Genomic DNA, 17,701 nt, shown 5'->3' on the forward strand with positions numbered 1-17,701 from the left:
CTCGCGGGGCATCGCGCATCGAATCTGCTCACACTCGGCTGCACCTTGGTGATCAACGAGTGACCAGTAGTCGCCTCTCACTCGTCCGGATGGTGACATCTGAGCGCCGACCGTAGAGTGATTCTCGCCACCCTGAGAGTCAGGTCGCTCAAATGAGCGCCAATTTGAGGGCTGCACTTCTCAAATGATGGCACTCGGTGCCAACGGGCTCCAATTTGATCGATCGACGCTTCCCTTGCGCTGCGTATACGAGTCAAGGGATTCTGATTGCACTGAGTGCTGATTCGTTCAAGAAGTGAAGATTGCTCGCCATCGAGGGACGGAGCATGTCACTTTCGATCTGCTGGCGGACGGGTGGTTGAGGCCTCATGACGCGCAAGTGGACGTACCCAGACACCTTCGATCTGGGTATGTTCCTCGCCGTCAGGGCAGCCACCGCGTCCTCGAGGAGTCGAGACCCGTGTCGGAAAACAAAGATCCCCACGTATCCACCCCGGAACCCCGGGAGCCCCAGGGCCGGAAGTTCGTTTATGACTTCACCGAGGGCAACAAGGATCTGAAGGACCTCCTCGGCGGGAAGGGCGCCAACCTCGCCGAGATGACCAACCTCGGGCTCCCCGTCCCTCCGGGCTTCACCATCACCACGGAGGCCTGCAAGGTCTACCTCGACAGTGGCGAGGAGCCGACGGAGCTGCGCGCCGAGGTCAGCGCGCATCTCGACGCCCTCGAGGCGCGGATGGGCAAGAAGCTCGGCCAGGCGGACGACCCGCTGCTGGTCTCGGTCCGCTCCGGCGCGAAGTTCTCGATGCCCGGCATGATGGACACGGTTCTCAACATCGGCCTCTCCGACGCGTCCGTGGTCGGTCTCACCGCCCAGGCCGGCGACGAGCGGTTCGCGTGGGACTCCTACCGCCGCCTCATCCAGATGTTCGGCAAGACCGTCCTCGGTGTCGACGGCGACCTCTTCGAGGAGGCGCTGGAGGCGGCGAAGGAGGCCAAGGGCGTCACGGTCGACGTGGATCTCGACGCGGCCGACCTGAAGAAGCTGGTCAAGCAGTTCAAGAAGATCGTCTCGCGAGACGCCGGGCGTGACTTCCCGCAGGACCCGCGCGAGCAGATGGACCTGGCCATAAAGGCCGTCTTCGACTCGTGGAACACCGACCGGGCCAAGCTCTACCGTCGCCAGGAGCGCATCCCCGGCGACCTCGGCACGGCCGTCAACGTCTGCTCGATGGTCTTCGGCAACCTCGGCCCCGACTCCGGTACGGGTGTCGCGTTCACCCGTGACCCGGCCAGCGGTCACCAGGGCGTCTACGGCGACTACCTGCAGAACGCGCAGGGCGAGGACGTCGTCGCCGGTATCCGCAACACGGTGCCGCTCGCCGAGCTGGAGTCGATCGACAAGAAGTCGTACGACCAGCTGATGCAGATCATGGAAACCCTCGAGACGCACTACAAGGACCTGTGCGACATCGAGTTCACCATCGAGCGCGGCCAGCTGTGGATGCTCCAGACCCGGGTCGGCAAGCGCACCGCCGGTGCCGCCTTCCGGATCGCGACGCAGCTCGTCGACCAGGGCCTGATCGACGAGGCCGAGGCACTTCAGCGGGTCACCGGGGCGCAGCTCGCGCAGCTGATGTTCCCGCGCTTCGACGACGATGCGAAGACCGAGCTGCTGGGCCGTGGCATCGCCGCGTCGCCGGGCGCCGCGGTCGGTAAGGCCGTCTTCGACTCGTACACCGCGGTGAAGTGGTCCCGGTCCGGTGAGAAGGTCATTCTCATCCGCCGTGAGACCAACCCCGACGACCTCGACGGCATGATCGCGGCCGAGGGCATCCTGACCTCGCGCGGCGGCAAGACCTCGCACGCCGCCGTCGTCGCCCGAGGCATGGGCAAGACCTGTGTCTGCGGCGCCGAGGACCTCGAAGTCGACACCAAGCGCCGCCGGATGACGGTGGGCGGCCGGGTCATCGAGGAGGGCGACGTCGTCTCCATCGACGGCTCCACCGGCAAGGTGTACCTCGGTGAGGTCCCCGTCGTGCCGTCCCCGGTCGTCGAGTACTTCGAGGGCCGGATGCACGCGGGCGCCGACGACGCCGACGAGCTGGTCGCCGCCGTGCACCGGATCATGGCGTACGCGGACCGGGTGCGCCGACTGCGGGTGCGGGCCAACGCCGACAACGCCGAGGACGCGCTGCGCGCCCGCCGCTTCGGCGCCCAGGGCATCGGCCTGTGCCGCACCGAGCACATGTTCCTCGGCGAGCGCCGCGAGATGGTCGAGAAGCTGATCCTCGCGGACACCGACGCCGAGCGCGAAGCCGCACTGGAGGAGCTGCTCCCGCTCCAGCGGGCCGACTTCGTCGAGCTGTTCGAGGCGATGGACGGACTGCCCGTCACCGTACGGCTGCTCGACCCGCCGCTGCACGAGTTCCTGCCCGACATCACCGAGCTCTCGGTACGGGTCGCGCTCGCCGAGTCCCGCAAGGACGCCAACGAGAACGACCTGCGCCTGCTCCAGGCCGTGCACAAGCTGCACGAGCAGAACCCGATGCTCGGTCTGCGCGGGGTCCGTCTCGGTCTCGTCATCCCCGGCCTGTTCGCCATGCAGGTACGGGCGATCGCCGAGGCCGCGGCGGCCCGCAAGAACGCCAAGGGCGACCCGCGTGCCGAGATCATGATTCCGCTCGTCGGCACGGTCCAGGAACTGGAGATCGTGCGGGAGGAGGCCGACCAGGTCATCGCCGAGGTCGAGGCCGCCACCGGCACCCGGCTGAAGCTCACCATCGGCACGATGATCGAGCTGCCGCGCGCCGCGCTGACCGCCGGCCAGATCGCCGAGGCCGCGCAGTTCTTCTCCTTCGGTACGAACGACCTGACCCAGACGGTGTGGGGCTTCTCCCGTGACGACGTGGAGGCGTCGTTCTTCACCGCGTACCTGGAGAAGGGCATCTTCGGGGTGTCGCCGTTCGAGACGATCGACAAGGACGGCGTCGGCTCGCTGGTCCGCAGCGCCGTCGCGGCCGGCCGGGCCACCCGCCCGGACCTGAAGCTCGGTGTCTGCGGCGAGCACGGCGGCGACCCGGAGTCGGTGCACTTCTTCCACGAGGTGGGCCTGGACTACGTGTCCTGCTCCCCGTTCCGTATCCCCGTCGCACGCCTGGAAGCGGGCCGGGCGGCGGCGGACTCGAAGGGCAGCGACAGCCGCTGACCCGGCACCACACCACCTGACACCGGAACCGTCGTCGGCTCACACCGACCTCACCGACCCGACGGCGGCTTTGGAACACCAAGAGGCGGCGGCACCCTGTGCGAGGGTGCCGCCCCCGCGGTTTGTTCTGGGGGAAATGGTTGTTCGACGTTGTGTCTTTCCCTCGTCCCATACGGTTCGATACGCAAAGTTCGTTCAATATGCAAAGACATCGGCCGGGAACGGACCGGGGTGCGGCCCATGGATCCCCATCCGTGGGCCGCACCCGGCTTACCCCCGTCGGGTACGGAGCCGCACCGTCGCCGACCGCCGCCGAACGAGCAAAACCCCCCACGGCCTTCACTCGCTCTTCCGGTGGCTCCGGATTCGTACCCGACGTCGTACAGCTTTTCGGGTGACGACGTGCGGGGCGAGACGTTTCACCTCTGGCCGAAACCCCGTGGTGACGTGCTGTTACGGATCACCTACCCTTGGGTGGGGGGTAATTGCAGGTGCAACAGGTGGGGGTTCGGTGCTGCGCATCCATATGTCCGGAGTGGACCTTTCCAAGGTGCGGATGGCCACCCGGCCGGATGCGCTGTGGGAAACCACTCTGAGTTTCCATCGGCTGAGGGACCGGCGCGGTTCCACGGTGTTCGGGAAATGGCGTACGGAAACCCGGCCCCGATTGAATGGCGAAGTACGCCTGCTGGCCGCGGTGATTCCGCGCCGCGGCTATTTCCCGGATTTTCTGACGCCATCTCAGGAAAGTGGCGAACCATACGGCATCGACGCCGGAATCGAGGCGCTGCGCAACACCCCGCCCCGGCGGATCCGCGCCGAACTCGCCCTGCTGGGCGCCGAACGCCGCGAGGCGGGCCGCGCCCCGGACGGGCGTGTCGATCCGCTCGACCGGCTCATCGGCGCCCTGCGCAGCTACCACCGCGCCGCTGTCGAACCGTACTGGCCGCATATCCAGGCCAGCATCGAGGCCGACCGCGCCGTCCGCGGCCGGGCCCTTCTGGACGGCGGTGCGGAAGAGTTGCTCGCCTCCCTCCCGCCCATGATCCGCTGGCGGGCCCCCGTACTGGAGGCGGACTACCCCGTCGACCGTGAACTCCATCTGGACGGACGGGGGTTACTGCTCCAGCCGTCCTTCTTCTGCCGCGTCACCCCGGTCGTCTACCGCGACCCGCAGCTTCCGCCGGTCCTCGTATACCCGGTCACCCACTCCCGCGCCCCGGTCTTCGCCGATCCGGGACCCTGGCTCGGCCGGCTCCTCGGCAACACCCGCTCGACGGTCCTGAGGGCCATCGGCAACGGTTGCACGACCAGCGAACTCGCCCGCCGGGCAGGGGTCTCCCTCGCCTCGGCGAGCCAGCACGCCTGCGTGCTGCGCGAGGCCGGCCTGATCCACACACTGCGGCACGGCAGCTCCGTCCTGCACACGCTGACCCCGCTGGGCGGATCGCTGCTCCGGGGCGGCGCACCGCTCGCCATGTCCTGATACCGGAGGTCGGAAACTTTTCTTCGCCGATACCGATGAGTTCTGCGCAGCCCCGCCGTCTACCTTTCGTAAAGCCGCCCGGGAACCTCAGGCTTGGCTCAACTTTCCCGCGATTCGGTCGAACTGGTTGGACGAAGCACGTATCGCGTCCTTAAGGTCGCGACCATGCCCGACATAGCACTCACCACCCTGGTCGTCCTCTGCCTCGCCGCGGCCGCGGCGGGCTGGATCGACGCGGTGGTCGGCGGCGGTGGCTTGCTCCTGCTGCCCGCCCTCCTGCTGGGCCTGCCGCATGTCCCGGCCGCGCACGTACTCGGCACCAACAAGGCGGTCGCGATCGTCGGTACGGCGGGCGCCGCCGTGACCTACGTACGCAAGGCACCGGTGAAGGTCGGGACGGCCCTGCGGATCGGGCTCGCGGCGCTGGCCGGATCGATGACCGGCGCGTTCTTCGCCGCCGGGATCAGCAGCGAGGTGTTGCGCCCGGTCATCATGGTGGTGCTGCTGGCGGTCGCGGCGTTCGTGATGCTGCGGCCCTCGTTCGGCAGGGCGGCGGACGACGGTACGCGGCAGAAGGTCACCCGGGCCCGCACCGTCACCGCGATCGTGCTGGTCGGCGGCGGCATCGGCTTCTACGACGGGCTGTTCGGCCCCGGCACCGGAACGTTCCTGGTGCTGGCGCTGACCGCGGTGCTCCACCTCGATCTGGTGACGGCGTCCGCCACCGCCAAGATCGTCAACGTCTGCACCAACGGCGGTGCGCTGGCGATGTTCGCATACCAGGGCAGCGTGTTGTGGGAACTGGCCGCGCTGATGGCGGTGTTCAACCTGGCGGGCGGGCTGATCGGGGCGCGGATGGCGCTCAGGAAGGGCAGCGAGTTCGTCCGCGGGGTGCTGCTGGTCGTGGTGTTCTCACTGGTTGCGAAGCTGGCGTTCGACCAGTGGACGGCATGAGCCATGGGCGGCCCGCGGCCGGGTTCACCGCACCTCGGTGAGGTGCGCGTACGCCACCACGTTGCCCTCGTAACCCGTTGCCTCCGAGAAACCGCCGCCGCAGGTGATCAGCCGCATCGAGGCGTAGGGCGACGCGCCGTACACCCGCTCGTCGGGGAAGTTCTCGCTGTCGTAGACCTCGATCGCGTCGAGTGAGAAGACGGCGGTACGCCCGTCCTGGCGGACCACTTCGACCTTGTTGCCCTTCTGCAGGGTGCCCAGGTCGTAGAAGACCGACCGACCCTGTGCGTTGTCGACATGACCGGCGACGATCGCGCTGCCCTTGGAGCCGGGGGGAGTGCCGTCCCGGTACCAGCCGACGACGTTACGGTCCCCGGCCGGCGGTACATCGAGACTGCCGTCGGCCCCGAGCCCCAGCCGCATGATCGGGGCGTCCACCCGAATGCTCGGGATCCGGATGCGTACGGGCGCCGAGGGCTTCAGCGGTTCGGCTACCGGAGACCCCGGCTGCGGCTCGGGGCCGTCCGCGAAGGCCTGGGCGCCGGTCGGCTGGGGCGGGAGCAGCTCGGCACCGGCGCCGTGACGGATCAGCCAGACACCGGCCAGTGCTGCCATGACCAGCAGCCAACTCTTGGCCTTCTGGGACACGGTCGTCCTTCGGGAGACGAAATGGGGACGGTACGAGCAGTCCCGTCCCGGTGGTGCGCGGCCACCGGGACGGAAACCAGGCGGTACGGAGACGTGAATCCGCCTCCGTCAGCCTGCTTCCTGCGTGCCGCTCGCCCGGCGACGCAGGAGCCAGGCTCCGCCGACGGCGGTCGCGGCGAGTACGCCGGCGCCCGCCGCGATCTGGGTGGTGTCGGGCCGGACGCTGCCGCCGACACCAGTTTTGACGTGCCCGCTGGGGCCGTCGGGTACGGACGAGTTGTCGCGTCCGGACGATGAGCTGTCGCGTCCGGACGATGAGCTGTCGCGTCCGGATGAGCTGTCATGCCCGGACGATGAGTGGTTTTGCCCGGACGATGAGTTGTCGCGTCCGGATGAGTGGTCATGCCCGGACGATGAGTTGTCGCGTCCCGATGAGCTGTCATGCCCGGGTGACGAGTTGTCGCGTCCGGACGATGAGCTGTGCTGCCCGGATGACGAGCTGTCCTGTTTTGCCGAGCCCTCGTCCTCGGACGGGTTCCGGCTCTCACGCTCGTTCGAGCCCTCGTTCCCGGAGGGGTTGTCGAGCCCGGAGAAGGCGTCGAGGCCGCCGACGGAATCGAGCAGCGAGGGGACATCGAGGCCGGACGGATTGTCGAGGCGGAAGGGAGTGTCGAGCCCGGACCCGGCGGAGTTGCCCCCTCCGTCCTGATCGGCACCCTGCGCCTCCGGGTCGCCGTTGGCCCGCGGCACGGCCGGCGAGCTGATCCGCAGCGTGCCGGCATCACCTGCGTAGGCGGTCGCCCCGGCGGTGAAGAGGCCGAGCGCGGCTATGGTGACCGCGGAAGCGGCGGTACCGGTCACTAGGCGGGCAGGACGCATGGGGGGTTCCTCCGGCAATGGCGCAAGTAGGTGTGTCCTGACCTCGAGCTAACGGGCGGCCTGCCACCCATGCCTGCTGACACCGAGTCAGCTTTCACCCGATCGGCGCGGCGCGGCATCCTTGCCAAGGTGCATGTGTGCAGGTCACGGCGGTGATCGAAGTGAGGGCGACGGGTCCCGCGCCGCCCGGTGCCGATCGGGTGACGCCACCCCGAAGGAGAGTGGCGTACATCACATGCATGACCTTGTGGGTGCCGGGCACACGTCTGACACCCCCCACGGGACGGTGCACCCGGCCGCCCCAGGCCGCCGCCCTCACCGGGTCCACCCCCTGGGTCCGGTGAGGGCGGATCCGTGCCAGGGCCTTCCGTGGTGCGGCGATCTCAGGCCGGAGCGGCGGCGAACCATTCGACCACCGGCGGCCGCACCCGGGCGCAGAGCGTGCCGGAGATCAGCTGCCTGAACCGCTTCAGCAGGGCCTCGTCGAAGTCGAAACCGGCGCGTGCCGCGAGCCTCGCGTAGTACGTCTGGCTGAACTCGCCGGGACGCTTGATGTGCGGCACGGCCCGGGCGTACGGAACGGACATCAGGCTGTGTGGTTCGGCGGACTTCTGCGCCGGCTCGCGCACCGTGACCATGACGGTCGTCTCCGTGTCGCCCGGCGGCAGAAAGCCGTGCACTCGGGTCGAGGCGTCCCGTACCCCGGCACTGTCCAGCGCGTGCCTGATCAGTTCGCGGACCCGTTCCCCGTCCAGTGCGCGCTCGAACAGCTCCTGGTTGGCGGAGTCCAGCCGGGCCAGATGCAGGGCGAGGCCGTGCACCTTTCCGCCCCTGACCTGCATAGCCGTGAAATGGCCGTAGTTGAGGAAGGCGGGAATCCGCAGATCCGCCTCGGTGGCCGGGTGCCCGTCGAACTCCGCGTACGGGAAGGGTGCGGAAGGGCGAGTCGTCATGCGATCCACCGTATGCCGCGACGCGCGACGGTGGCTCTCGACGGAGAGGACTTGACCTCAACCATGGTTGACATATGAGCCTCTCCGTATGGACCTCACCGCAACACCTTCATCCAACGCATCCGTATTCCCGACCGTCTCCACCGCACCCCTCAAGGTCGCGGTCATCCTCGCCAGTAATCGCGAGGGGCGGTTCGCCCCCGTCGTCTCCGACTGGTTCCTCTCGCGCACCGCCGGTCACCCCGACATCGGGACCGACCTGATCGACATCGCGGAACTCGACCTCCCGATCGCCCTCTCCCACCGGCCCGACGCCGATGCGCAGGCCCAACTGGCTGCCGTGTCACCCAGGTTGGCGGCGGCCGAAGCTTTCGTTGTTATCACCCCCGAGTACAACCACTCGTTCCCGGCCCCGTTGAAGAACCTCATCGACTGGCACCACGCCGAGTGGCAGGCCAAGCCCGTCGCCTTCGTCTCGTACGGCGGAGTCTCCGGCGGTCTGCGCGCCGTCGAGCACCTGAGGCAGGTCTTCGCGGAACTGCACACCGTCGGCATCCGCGAAACCGTGTCGTTCCACAACGTGGGGGCCCTGTTCGACGACGAGGGCAGGCACAAGGACCCTTCGGGCTGCGACGCGGCGGCCAAGACGCTGCTCGACCAGCTGATCTGGTGGGGGCGCGCGCTGCGTGACGCCAAGGCCGTCCGTCCGTACGGCGTCTGACCGCGGGACACTGCGCCGCGCCGCAATGCCCCCGACAATTGGCGTAGGGAGCGTGGACGCCCCGTAACCGAGACCGAGGAGCCCGAAGGTGACGACGCCGGCATGGCTGACCGTACTGACCACGACGGACAGCGAGGAGAAGGCCCATTCCCTGGCGCAGGGCGCGGTGGAGGCGCGGCTCGCCGCCTGCGTGCAGATCTCCGCGCCCGTCACCTCGGTCTACCGCTGGCAGAACGCCATCGAGACCACCGAGGAATGGCGGCTGCTGTTCAAGACGACGACCGAGCGGTACGACGAACTGGAGGCCCATCTCCTGGCGGCGCACGACTATGAAACACCGGAGATCATCGCGATCCCGGTGGTACGGGGCAGCGACCGCTATCTCGGCTGGGTCTCGGCGGAGGTGGCCCCGGTGACCTCTCTCTAGGGCCGGTCTCCGTCCTGAGCCGCCGGTAACCCGTCCTGGAGCGACGGCGCTCGTCCCGGGTTGCCGGTGCCCGCCCTTGGCCGTCGGCGTCCGCCCTTGGCCGTCGGCGTCCGCCCTTGGCCGTCGGCCCTCGTCGCCGCACCGCCTACCGCTCGTCCGCCGCCAGAGCCTCCCCGATCCCGGGCTCCTCCGGCCCCAGGAAGTGCGGGTCGGGCTTGAACACGGCGTCCAGGGCCGCCTTCCCCGCCGCGAACATCTCCCGTGTCCCGCCGTAGTACCAGGTCGCATCGTGTACGGCGTCGACGCCGACCCCGTACGCATCGATCCCCGCGGACCGGCACAGCGCGATCGCCCGCCGGATGTGGAACCCCTGGCTCACCAGCACCGCGCGGTCGACCCCGAAGATCTTCTTGGCCCGGACGCACGAGTCCCAGGTGTCGAACCCGGCGAAATCGCTCACGATCCGCTCGTCCGGCACCCCGTGCGCCCTGAGATACGTGCGCATGGCATCCGGTTCGTCGTACTCCTTCCGGCTGTTGTCACCGGTCACGAGCACGACCTTCACCTTTCCGTCCCGGTACAGCTCGGCGGCGGCATTCAGCCGGTTCGCGAGGTACGGCGACGGCTTGCCCTCCCAGAGCCCGGCCCCGAACACCATGGCGACCTGCTGCGCGGGTGCGTCCGCGGTCGTCCTGATGCGGGCGTCGGCGACGGAGTACATCCAGGTCGCGGGCGCCAGCGCCGCCACACAGGCGACCATCACCCCCTGCACGACCCGCCGCTGCCCGCGCCGCGTCCGCGGCCAACGCGGCCGCGTCCGCCCGATCCGCCCGATCCACGCCGGCCGTCCCGGCTGCTTCTCTCTCTGCCTCTGCTTCTCTCGCATGGGAGTCCCCCCGTCCGTGCCCTGTGCCGTGCTGTCCCACATGATCGGACGGCCGAGGGGGAGAAAGGGTTCTCCATCTCCCGGTTTCTTTGATTTCGTTACCGTTTCCGACAAGGCGGGCCCGGCGTGCGGCTCCGGCGCGACTCGACCGAGCCCGGCAGGCCGTCGGGACGTTTGGAGGCCGCCCAGTAGCATCGGGCAATGTTGCTTCCACGGCTGATCGCCTCCGATCTCGACGGCACACTCCTGCGCAACGACGGCACCCTCTCGCCCCGCACTCTGCGTGCCCTGCGCACGGCCGAGAGAGCCGGTGTGGAGGTCGTCCTCGTCACCGCCCGGCCGCCCAGATTCGTCGACCGGCTCGCCGAGGCCGCCGGCCTCGCGGGGACGGCCGTGTGCAGCAACGGGGCGCTGGTGTACGACATCGGGACGCGCACCGTCGTCTCCTCCCGCGCCCTGCCCCTCGCCACCGCCCGGCGCGTGGCCACCGCGCTCGCCGCCGCCGTGCCCGAGATCGGCTTCGCTCTGGAGACCGGCAGCCACATCCTGTACGAACCCGCCTACCGGCTGCGGCTCTCCGAGGACATTGACGCCGAGCTGCCCGTACCCTCGCGGGCGGACCTGTGGCTGACCGATGCCCCCGTCAGCAAGCTGCTCGCCTGGTCGGACCGGCTCGACGCGGATGCCCTGCTGGCCGCGGCCCAGGAAGGCGCGGGGGACGAGGTACAGCTCACCCACTCCGGCGGGCGCGGGCTGCTGGAGATCAGCGCGTCCGGCGTCACCAAGGCCGACACCCTCTCGATGCTCTGCGCAGGACGGGGCATCGACGCCACGGAGGTCATCGCCTTCGGGGACATGCCCAACGATCTGACCGTCCTCGACTGGGCCGGAACCGGCTACGCGATGGGAAACGCCCACCCGAGCGTGCTGGCCGCCATGCGGACGCACACGCTGTCCAACGAGGAGGACGGGGTCGCGCACATCATCGAGCGGCTCTTCGGCGGCGCGGCCTGATACCGAGACTGGACACCGGTACCCCGCCCGGCACCGTCCCGACCGCTCGATGCGTCCGCGGAATGCACCCGTCACCCTCACGCAACGGTGCGGCAACCCCGGCCCTGCACCATCGGTCCATGCCTGAGCCCTCCTGTCGGCCCGGCCGTTTACTGTCGGAACCATGGACGGCATGGACGGCATGGACGGCATGGACGGCACGCAGGGAACACCGGGTACGCAGGGAACACCGGGCACACCGGGCACGGCAACACCGGACCACGGCACAGCCCCCTACGGCGCGGCCGACGCCGAGCGCTGGGACACCGAGCCGGACAAACGGCCCGGTCGCACCGCATTCCAGCGTGACCGCGCCCGTGTGCTGCACTCCGCCGCACTGCGCAGGCTCGCCGGGAAGACCCAGGTCGTCACCCCCGGCACCCGCAGTCATGCCTGGGACGCCAGCCCGCGGACCCGGCTCACCCACTCCCTGGAATGCGCCCAGGTCGGCCGCGAACTCGGGGCGGCGCTCGGCTGCGACCCCGATCTGGTCGAGACGGCCTGCCTCGCCCACGACCTGGGCCACCCACCGTTCGGACACAACGGGGAGCAGGCGCTCAACGACTTCGCGTCGGACTGCGGCGGCTTCGAGGGCAACGCCCAGTCGCTGCGCCTGCTGACCAGGCTCGAACCGAAGCGGTTCGTGCCCGACACCCGGACCGGCGAGCTGGTCAGCGTCGGACTCAACCTGACCCGTGCCGCTCTGGACGCCGCCACCAAGTACCCGTGGCCGCGCGGCGCGCACCCCACCGACCCCGGCTCGCCGAAATTCGGGGTGTACGAGGACGACCTGCCCGTCTTCGAGTGGGCCCGCACGGGTGCCCCGAAGGACCGCAAGTGCTTCGAGGCCCAGGTCATGGACTGGTCCGACGACGTCGCGTACTCGGTGCACGACTTCGAGGACGGACTGCACGCCGGGCACATCGACCCCAACTGCCTCTACGCCGAGCCGGAGCGGAATGCGATCTGGGCAGTCGCCATCGGCCGCTACGTCCCGGCGGACACCGAACCCGAGGAACTGGCCGACGCCCTGGACCGGCTCATCGGCCAGGAGTGGTGGCCGCACGGCTACGACGGATCCGCCGTCGCCCAGGCCCGGCTGAAGGACGCGACGAGCCAGCTGATCGGCCGGTTCTGCCTCGCCGCCGAGAACAGCACACGACTGGCGTACGGGACGGGCCGCCTCGGCCGGTACGCCGCCGAGCTCGTCGTCCCCCGCGAGGCACGCAACGAATGCGCCGTGCTCAAGGCGGTCGCCGACCGGTACGTCATACAGCGGGCCGAGCAGGAGGCGATCCGCGCCGACCAGCGGATCGTCATCGCGGAACTGGCCGCCGCACTGACCGCACGCGCCCCGGAGGGGCTGGAACCGCAGTTCCGGGCACTGTTCGACGCAGCCCCCGACGACAGGGCCCGCAAGCGGGTCCTGGTCGACCAGATCGCCGCCCTGACCGACGCCTCGGCACGCTCCCTGCATGCGTCCCCCGCGCGTTCCGCCTACCGCACCGCGCCGCGTGGCCCGTCGGACCGGCACCGCCGAAGCTGAACTCCCACAGTAACCAGATATCCGGACCGGGCAACGGGGAGCCGCCAGGACCGGCCTGTGACCACTGGGTGTGACCTGATCGGGGTACACCCTCTTTCGCCATCACGCTGCGTGCGGGACGCTCGCAGTCGGGCCCCGCGCAGCAAGCACCGAGGAGGCATCAAGTGGTCGACGCACATCGGACGTTCGTCATCGTCGGCGGAGGACTGGCAGGAGCGAAGGCAGCCGAGACACTCCGGGCGGAGGGTTTCAGCGGCCGGGTGATCCTTCTCGGCGATGAACGCGACCATCCGTACGAACGGCCTCCGCTCTCCAAGGGCTATCTGTCCGGCAAGGAGGAACGGGACAGCGTCTTCGTCCACGAGACCGCCTGGTACGCGGGCGCCGACATCGAGCTCCACCTGGGCCAGCCCGTCACCACCCTCGACCGGGAGGCCCGCGCCGTACAGCTCGGCGACGGCACCGTCGTCCATTACGACAAGCTGCTGCTCACCACCGGGGCCGAGCCGCGCCGCCTCCCCATTCCGGGTACGGACCTGACCGGCGTACATCATCTGCGCCGCCTCGCCCACGCCGACCGACTGCGCAACGTACTGGCAGCCCTCGGCCGCGACAACGGCCATCTGGTGATCGCCGGGGCCGGCTGGATCGGCCTGGAGGTCGCGGCGGTGGCGCGCGGATACGGCGCCGAGGTCACCGTCGTCGAACCGGAGCCGACCCCGTTGCACCAGGTCGTCGGACCGGAACTCGGCCAGATCTTCACCGATCTGCACAGCGACCACGGTGTCCGCTTCCACTTCGGCGTCCGCCTCACCGAGATCATCGGTCAGGACGGCCTAGTCCTCGCGGTCCGCACCGACGACGGCGAGGAGCACCCCGCCCACGACGTACTCGCCGCGATCGGTGCCGCCCCCCGCACCGCACTCGCCGAAGCCGCGGGGCTCGACATCGCCGCACGCGCGGACGGCGGCGGCATCGCTGTCGACGCGTCCCTGCGCACCTCCGACCCGCACATCTTCGCGGCCGGTGACGTCGCCAACATGGCCCATCCGCTGCTCGGCGCCCGGCTGCGCGTGGAGCACTGGGCGAACGCGCTGAACAGCGGCCCGGCCGCGGCCCGCGCCATGCTCGGCATGGACGTCAGCTACGACCGGGTGCCCTACTTCTTCTCCGACCAGTACGACCTCGGCCTCGAATACTCGGGCTGGGCGCCACCGGGCAGCTACGACCAGGTGGTCATCCGCGGCGATGCGGGGAAGCGCGAGTTCATCGCCTTCTGGCTGAAGGACCGCCGGGTACTGGCCGGGATGAACGTCAACGTGTGGGACGTCACCGAGACCGTGCAGAAGCTGGTCCGGTCCGGCCGGCAGATCGACCCGGACGCGCTGGCGGACCCGTCGGTACCGCTGGAGTCCCTGATCTGATCTGAGCGGAGCTGAGCGGAGCCCGAGCTGAGTCGAGCGGAGTCGAGCGGAGCTGAGCCGAGCCGAGCCGAGCCGAGCCGAGTCGGCCGTTCCGCCCGATGGCCCCGGACGGGACGGCTCGGTGCCTCCGCCGGTACGCATCGTCCGGGTTCCGTGGATCACATCGGCGCGCGGCACAGCTGTCGTACCCCACCCGTAGACTTCATCCGTGGCAGGCAGGATCAATGACGACGATGTGAAGGCGGTACGGGACGCGGTCCCGATCGACGCCGTCGTTTCCGAGTACCTCCAGCTGCGCAACGCGGGCGGTGGCAACCTCAAGGGGCTCTGCCCGTTCCACGACGAGAAATCCCCCTCCTTCCAGGTCAGCCCGAGCAAGGGTCTCTTCCACTGCTTCGGTTGCCAGGAGGGTGGCGACACGATCGCCTTCGTGATGAAGATCGACCATCTCTCGTTCTCCGAGACGGTCGAGCGGCTCGCCGCCAAAGCAGGCATCACCCTGCGATATGAGGAGGGTGGGTACAACCCTTCCCACCAGCGCGGTGAGCGCATCCGGCTGGTCGAGGCGCACAAGATGGCCGCCCAGTTCTATGTCGAGCAACTGGACAGCCCCGAGGCCGAGATCGGCCGGAAGTTCCTCGCCGAGCGCGGCTTCGACCAGGCGGCGGCCGCTCATTTCGGTGTCGGGTACAGCCCGGCGGGCTGGGACCACCTCACCCGCTATCTGCGCGGCAAGGGCTTCAGCGACAAGGAGCTGATCACCTCCGGCCTCTCCCAGGACGGCAGGCGCGGCCCCATCGACCGCTTCCGCGGCCGGCTCATGTGGCCGATCAGCGACACCTCCGGCGAGGTCGTCGGCTTCGGCGCCCGCAAGCTGCGCGACGACGACAACGGGCCGAAGTACCTCAACACCCCCGAGACCGCGATCTACAAGAAGTCCCAGGTGCTCTACGGCATCGACCTCGCGAAGAAGGACATCGCAAAGGCCAGCCGGGCCGTGGTCGTCGAGGGCTACACCGACGTCATGGCCTGCCACCTCGCCGGGATCACCACCGCCATCGCCACCTGCGGTACGGCCTTCGGCGGCGACCACATCAAGATCCTGCGCCGCCTCCTGATGGACAACGGCAGCGCCCGGGTGATCTTCACGTTCGACGGTGACGCGGCCGGGCAGAAGGCCGCCCTGCGCGCCTTCGAGGACGACCAGAAGTTCGCCGCCGAGACGTACATCGCGATCGCCCCGGACAATATGGACCCGTGCGATCTGCGCCTGGTCAAGGGGGACGAGGCCGTCCGCGACCTGGTCGAACCCCGAACCCCGCTCTTCGAGTTCGCGCTCCGGCAGATCGTCGGCCGGTACGACCTGGAGACCCCGGCGGGCCGCGCCGCCGCGCTCGACGAGGCGGCACCGGTCGTCGCCAAGATCAAGACGCGCAGCGTGCAGCGCGAGGTCGCCGTCCAGCTGGCCGGCTTCGTCGGCATCCTGGACCAGGAGTACGTCGTACACCGGGTCAACCAGTTCGCCCAATGGGCCCGGGGGCGGGGCGACCGGCGAGGATCGGAGCCCGCCTCCTCCCGTGCCGGCACGCAGCACCAGCAGGTCCAGGCCCCCGCCGCCCCCTCCGGCCCCGCGCTCAACCTCCGCAGCCCGGCGCATCGCACCGAGCGCGAGCTGCTCAAGCTCGCCCTGCAGAAACCCGCCCTCGTCTCGCCGGCCTTCGATGCCTATGGGGCCGACGAGTTCACCGCCCCGCCGTACGCCGCGGTCCGCCAGTGCATCGCGGAGGCGGGCGGTGCCGAGACGGGCGTCCCGGAGACCCGCGAATACCTGGCCCAGGTGCTCGACGCGACCCCCAACGACACGGTGCGCAAGCTGGTCACCGAGCTGGCGGTCGAGGTCTTCCACGGCAAGTCCATCGACGAGGCGTACGCGGGCGAGCATCTGGTCAAGGTCCGCCTGCGCGCCGTCGACCGCCGGATCGACGACGTCCAGGGGAGCCTCGCCCGCCTCGGCAGCAATGTCGCCCCGGACCATCTGGCAGCCGCGCAGAACGAGGTCTGGGTCCTCCAGCAGTACGCCCAGTCCTTGCGCAACAACGGTGCCGACGCGCTCTGACGCGGGTCCGCGGAGCCGTGACCAGGAGGACGCACCCGGTCTGTCCGGTTGCCGCTCCGTCCTTGATCGCCGGACGGGCCTGAATCCCGCACGCCTTTGCCCGTCCCCGTAATCGCCCGGTCACGGACCGGATTCAGAAAGTCCCCGCACGCCCCTCGTGGCAGAGATGTGTCTTCCCCCACACTGGGTGGCGGTGCCTGAGTCATCGGAGCGCGGCCGGCCCACCGAACGGTGGTCCTCCATCCCCGCGATCCGGCAGCGATCACCTGGAGGTCGCCCCCCGTGCAGACCCGGACCGTGACCGAAACCGAGCGCGTCTCGGCCATACCCGCGCAGAACCGGGCCGTGCATCATCCGGAGGCCGCGGTGGAGCCGCAGACACCATCCGACCCATCCGACCCATCCGAGGCACTCATGGAGGAGCTGCCACAGGCGCCCGAACCGCCGGAACCGCGGGGCCGCCCGGAGACCGCCGGCCCGTCCTCCGATCTCTTCCGCCAGTATCTGCGGGAGATCGGCCGGATCCCGCTGCTCACCGCCGCCGACGAGGTGGAGCTCGCCCGCCGCGTCGAGGCCGGTCTCTTCGCCGAGGAACGGCTCGCGAGCACCCCGGATCCTGACACGCAACTGGCCGTCGATCTCGACCGGTTGGTGGTCATGGGGCGGATGGCGAAGCGCCGTCTCATCGAGGCCAACCTCCGCCTCGTCGTCTCCGTCGCCAAACGCTATGTCGGCCGCGGGCTGACCATGCTCGACCTGGTTCAGGAAGGAAACCTCGGACTGATCAGGGCGGTTGAGAAGTTCGACTACGCCAGGGGCTACAAGTTCTCGACGTACGCGACCTGGTGGATCCGGCAGGCCATGTCCCGCGCCCTCGCCGACCAGGCGCGAACCATACGGGTCCCGGTCCATGTCGTCGAGCTGATCAACCGCGTCGTACGGGTCCAGCGCCGGATGCTCCAGGAACGCGGCTACGAGCCGACGCCCGAGGAGGTCGCCGAACAGCTCGACCTCACCCCGGAACGAGTCGGCGAAGTCCTGCGGCTCGCCCAGGAACCCGTCTCGCTGCACGCCCCGGTCGGCGACGAGGAGGACGTCGCCCTCGGTGACCTGATCGAGGACGGCGACGCCGCGTCCCCGGTCGAGTCAGCCGCGTTCCTGCTGCTGCGCGAGCACCTGGAAGCGGTGCTCTCCACTCTGAACGAGCGCGAGCGGAAGGTGGTCCAGCTGCGCTACGGACTGGCCGACGGGCGGCCCCGCACCCTTGAGGAGATAGGCAGGATCTTCGGCGTGACACGTGAACGCATCCGCCAGATCGAGTCCAAGACCCTCAACAAGCTGCGGGACCACGCCTTCGCCGACCAGCTCCGCGGCTACCTCGACTGACCTCGCAAGGACGC

At 69.4% G+C, this 17,701-nt stretch carries 13 protein-coding genes and 1 pseudogene; 10 read left to right on the forward strand and 4 right to left on the reverse strand.

Annotated elements, in window-relative coordinates:
- Positions 1–460 precede the first annotated feature (460 nt).
- From ppdK to ACZ3IC_RS17425, 3 genes are all read left to right on the forward strand, one after another.
- Positions 461–3,208 (forward strand): pyruvate, phosphate dikinase, encoded by a 2,748-nt coding sequence (gene ppdK, locus ACZ3IC_RS17415; protein WP_467417098.1) that lies wholly within the window; start codon positions 461–463, stop codon positions 3,206–3,208.
- A gap of 511 nt (positions 3,209–3,719) precedes the next feature.
- The gene (locus ACZ3IC_RS17420) at positions 3,720–4,694 is read left to right on the forward strand and encodes an ArsR/SmtB family transcription factor (RefSeq protein ID WP_467417100.1); all 975 of its coding nucleotides are present in this window, start codon (positions 3,720–3,722) and stop codon (positions 4,692–4,694) included.
- Positions 4,695–4,859: 165 nt separating this feature from the next.
- On the forward strand, positions 4,860–5,648 hold the full coding sequence (locus tag ACZ3IC_RS17425) for a sulfite exporter TauE/SafE family protein (protein ID WP_467417102.1): 789 nt from the start codon (positions 4,860–4,862) through the stop codon (positions 5,646–5,648).
- Positions 5,649–5,672: 24 nt separating this feature from the next.
- On the opposite strand, the gene ACZ3IC_RS17430 is transcribed toward ACZ3IC_RS17425, so the two are convergent.
- The 3 genes and pseudogenes from ACZ3IC_RS17430 to ACZ3IC_RS17440 form a co-directional block, all read right to left on the reverse strand.
- Positions 5,673–6,263 carry a class F sortase gene (locus ACZ3IC_RS17430; RefSeq protein ID WP_467417211.1) on the reverse strand — a complete coding sequence of 197 codons (591 nt, stop codon included), beginning with the start codon at positions 6,261–6,263 and terminating at the stop codon, positions 5,673–5,675.
- Positions 6,264–6,404: 141 nt separating this feature from the next.
- On the reverse strand, positions 6,405–7,175 hold the full coding sequence (locus tag ACZ3IC_RS17435; protein ID WP_467417214.1) for a hypothetical protein: 771 nt from the start codon (positions 7,173–7,175) through the stop codon (positions 6,405–6,407).
- A 470-nt stretch (positions 7,176–7,645) separates the two neighbouring features.
- Positions 7,646–8,128, reverse strand: a pseudogene (locus tag ACZ3IC_RS17440) (aminotransferase class IV); the annotation flags it as partial.
- 88 nt (positions 8,129–8,216) lie between these two features.
- Between ACZ3IC_RS17440 and ACZ3IC_RS17445 the strand changes: the two are divergent.
- Positions 8,217–8,849: an NADPH-dependent FMN reductase gene (locus tag ACZ3IC_RS17445; RefSeq protein ID WP_467417105.1), complete on the forward strand. Its 633-nt coding sequence runs from the start codon at positions 8,217–8,219 to the stop codon at positions 8,847–8,849.
- An 88-nt stretch (positions 8,850–8,937) separates the two neighbouring features.
- Positions 8,938–9,276 (forward strand): divalent-cation tolerance protein CutA, encoded by a 339-nt coding sequence (gene cutA, locus ACZ3IC_RS17450; RefSeq protein ID WP_467417107.1) that lies wholly within the window; start codon positions 8,938–8,940, stop codon positions 9,274–9,276.
- A gap of 145 nt (positions 9,277–9,421) precedes the next feature.
- Here the strand turns inward: cutA and ACZ3IC_RS17455 are convergent, their stop codons facing one another.
- On the reverse strand, positions 9,422–10,162 hold the full coding sequence (locus ACZ3IC_RS17455) for a SanA/YdcF family protein (protein WP_467417108.1): 741 nt from the start codon (positions 10,160–10,162) through the stop codon (positions 9,422–9,424).
- Between the two features lie 216 nt (positions 10,163–10,378).
- Here ACZ3IC_RS17455 and ACZ3IC_RS17460 point away from each other — a divergent pair, with 216 nt between their 5' ends.
- From ACZ3IC_RS17460 to ACZ3IC_RS17480, 5 genes are all read left to right on the forward strand, one after another.
- The gene (locus ACZ3IC_RS17460) at positions 10,379–11,176 is read left to right on the forward strand and encodes a Cof-type HAD-IIB family hydrolase (protein WP_467417212.1); all 798 of its coding nucleotides are present in this window, start codon (positions 10,379–10,381) and stop codon (positions 11,174–11,176) included.
- Between the two features lie 190 nt (positions 11,177–11,366).
- Positions 11,367–12,761: a deoxyguanosinetriphosphate triphosphohydrolase gene (locus ACZ3IC_RS17465; RefSeq protein ID WP_467417213.1), complete on the forward strand. Its 1,395-nt coding sequence runs from the start codon at positions 11,367–11,369 to the stop codon at positions 12,759–12,761.
- Between the two features lie 164 nt (positions 12,762–12,925).
- Positions 12,926–14,185 (forward strand): NAD(P)/FAD-dependent oxidoreductase, encoded by a 1,260-nt coding sequence (locus ACZ3IC_RS17470; protein WP_467417111.1) that lies wholly within the window; start codon positions 12,926–12,928, stop codon positions 14,183–14,185.
- Positions 14,186–14,393: 208 nt separating this feature from the next.
- Positions 14,394–16,301, forward strand: a complete 1,908-nt coding sequence (gene dnaG, locus ACZ3IC_RS17475; protein ID WP_467417112.1) for a DNA primase — start codon at positions 14,394–14,396, stop codon at positions 16,299–16,301.
- A gap of 282 nt (positions 16,302–16,583) precedes the next feature.
- Entirely contained in the window at positions 16,584–17,687 is a 1,104-nt protein-coding gene (locus tag ACZ3IC_RS17480) for an RNA polymerase sigma factor (RefSeq protein WP_467417114.1), read from the forward strand.
- Positions 17,688–17,701 lie beyond the last annotated feature (14 nt).

It is taken from the genome of Streptomyces sp. NPDC002958, from assembly GCF_055563255.1.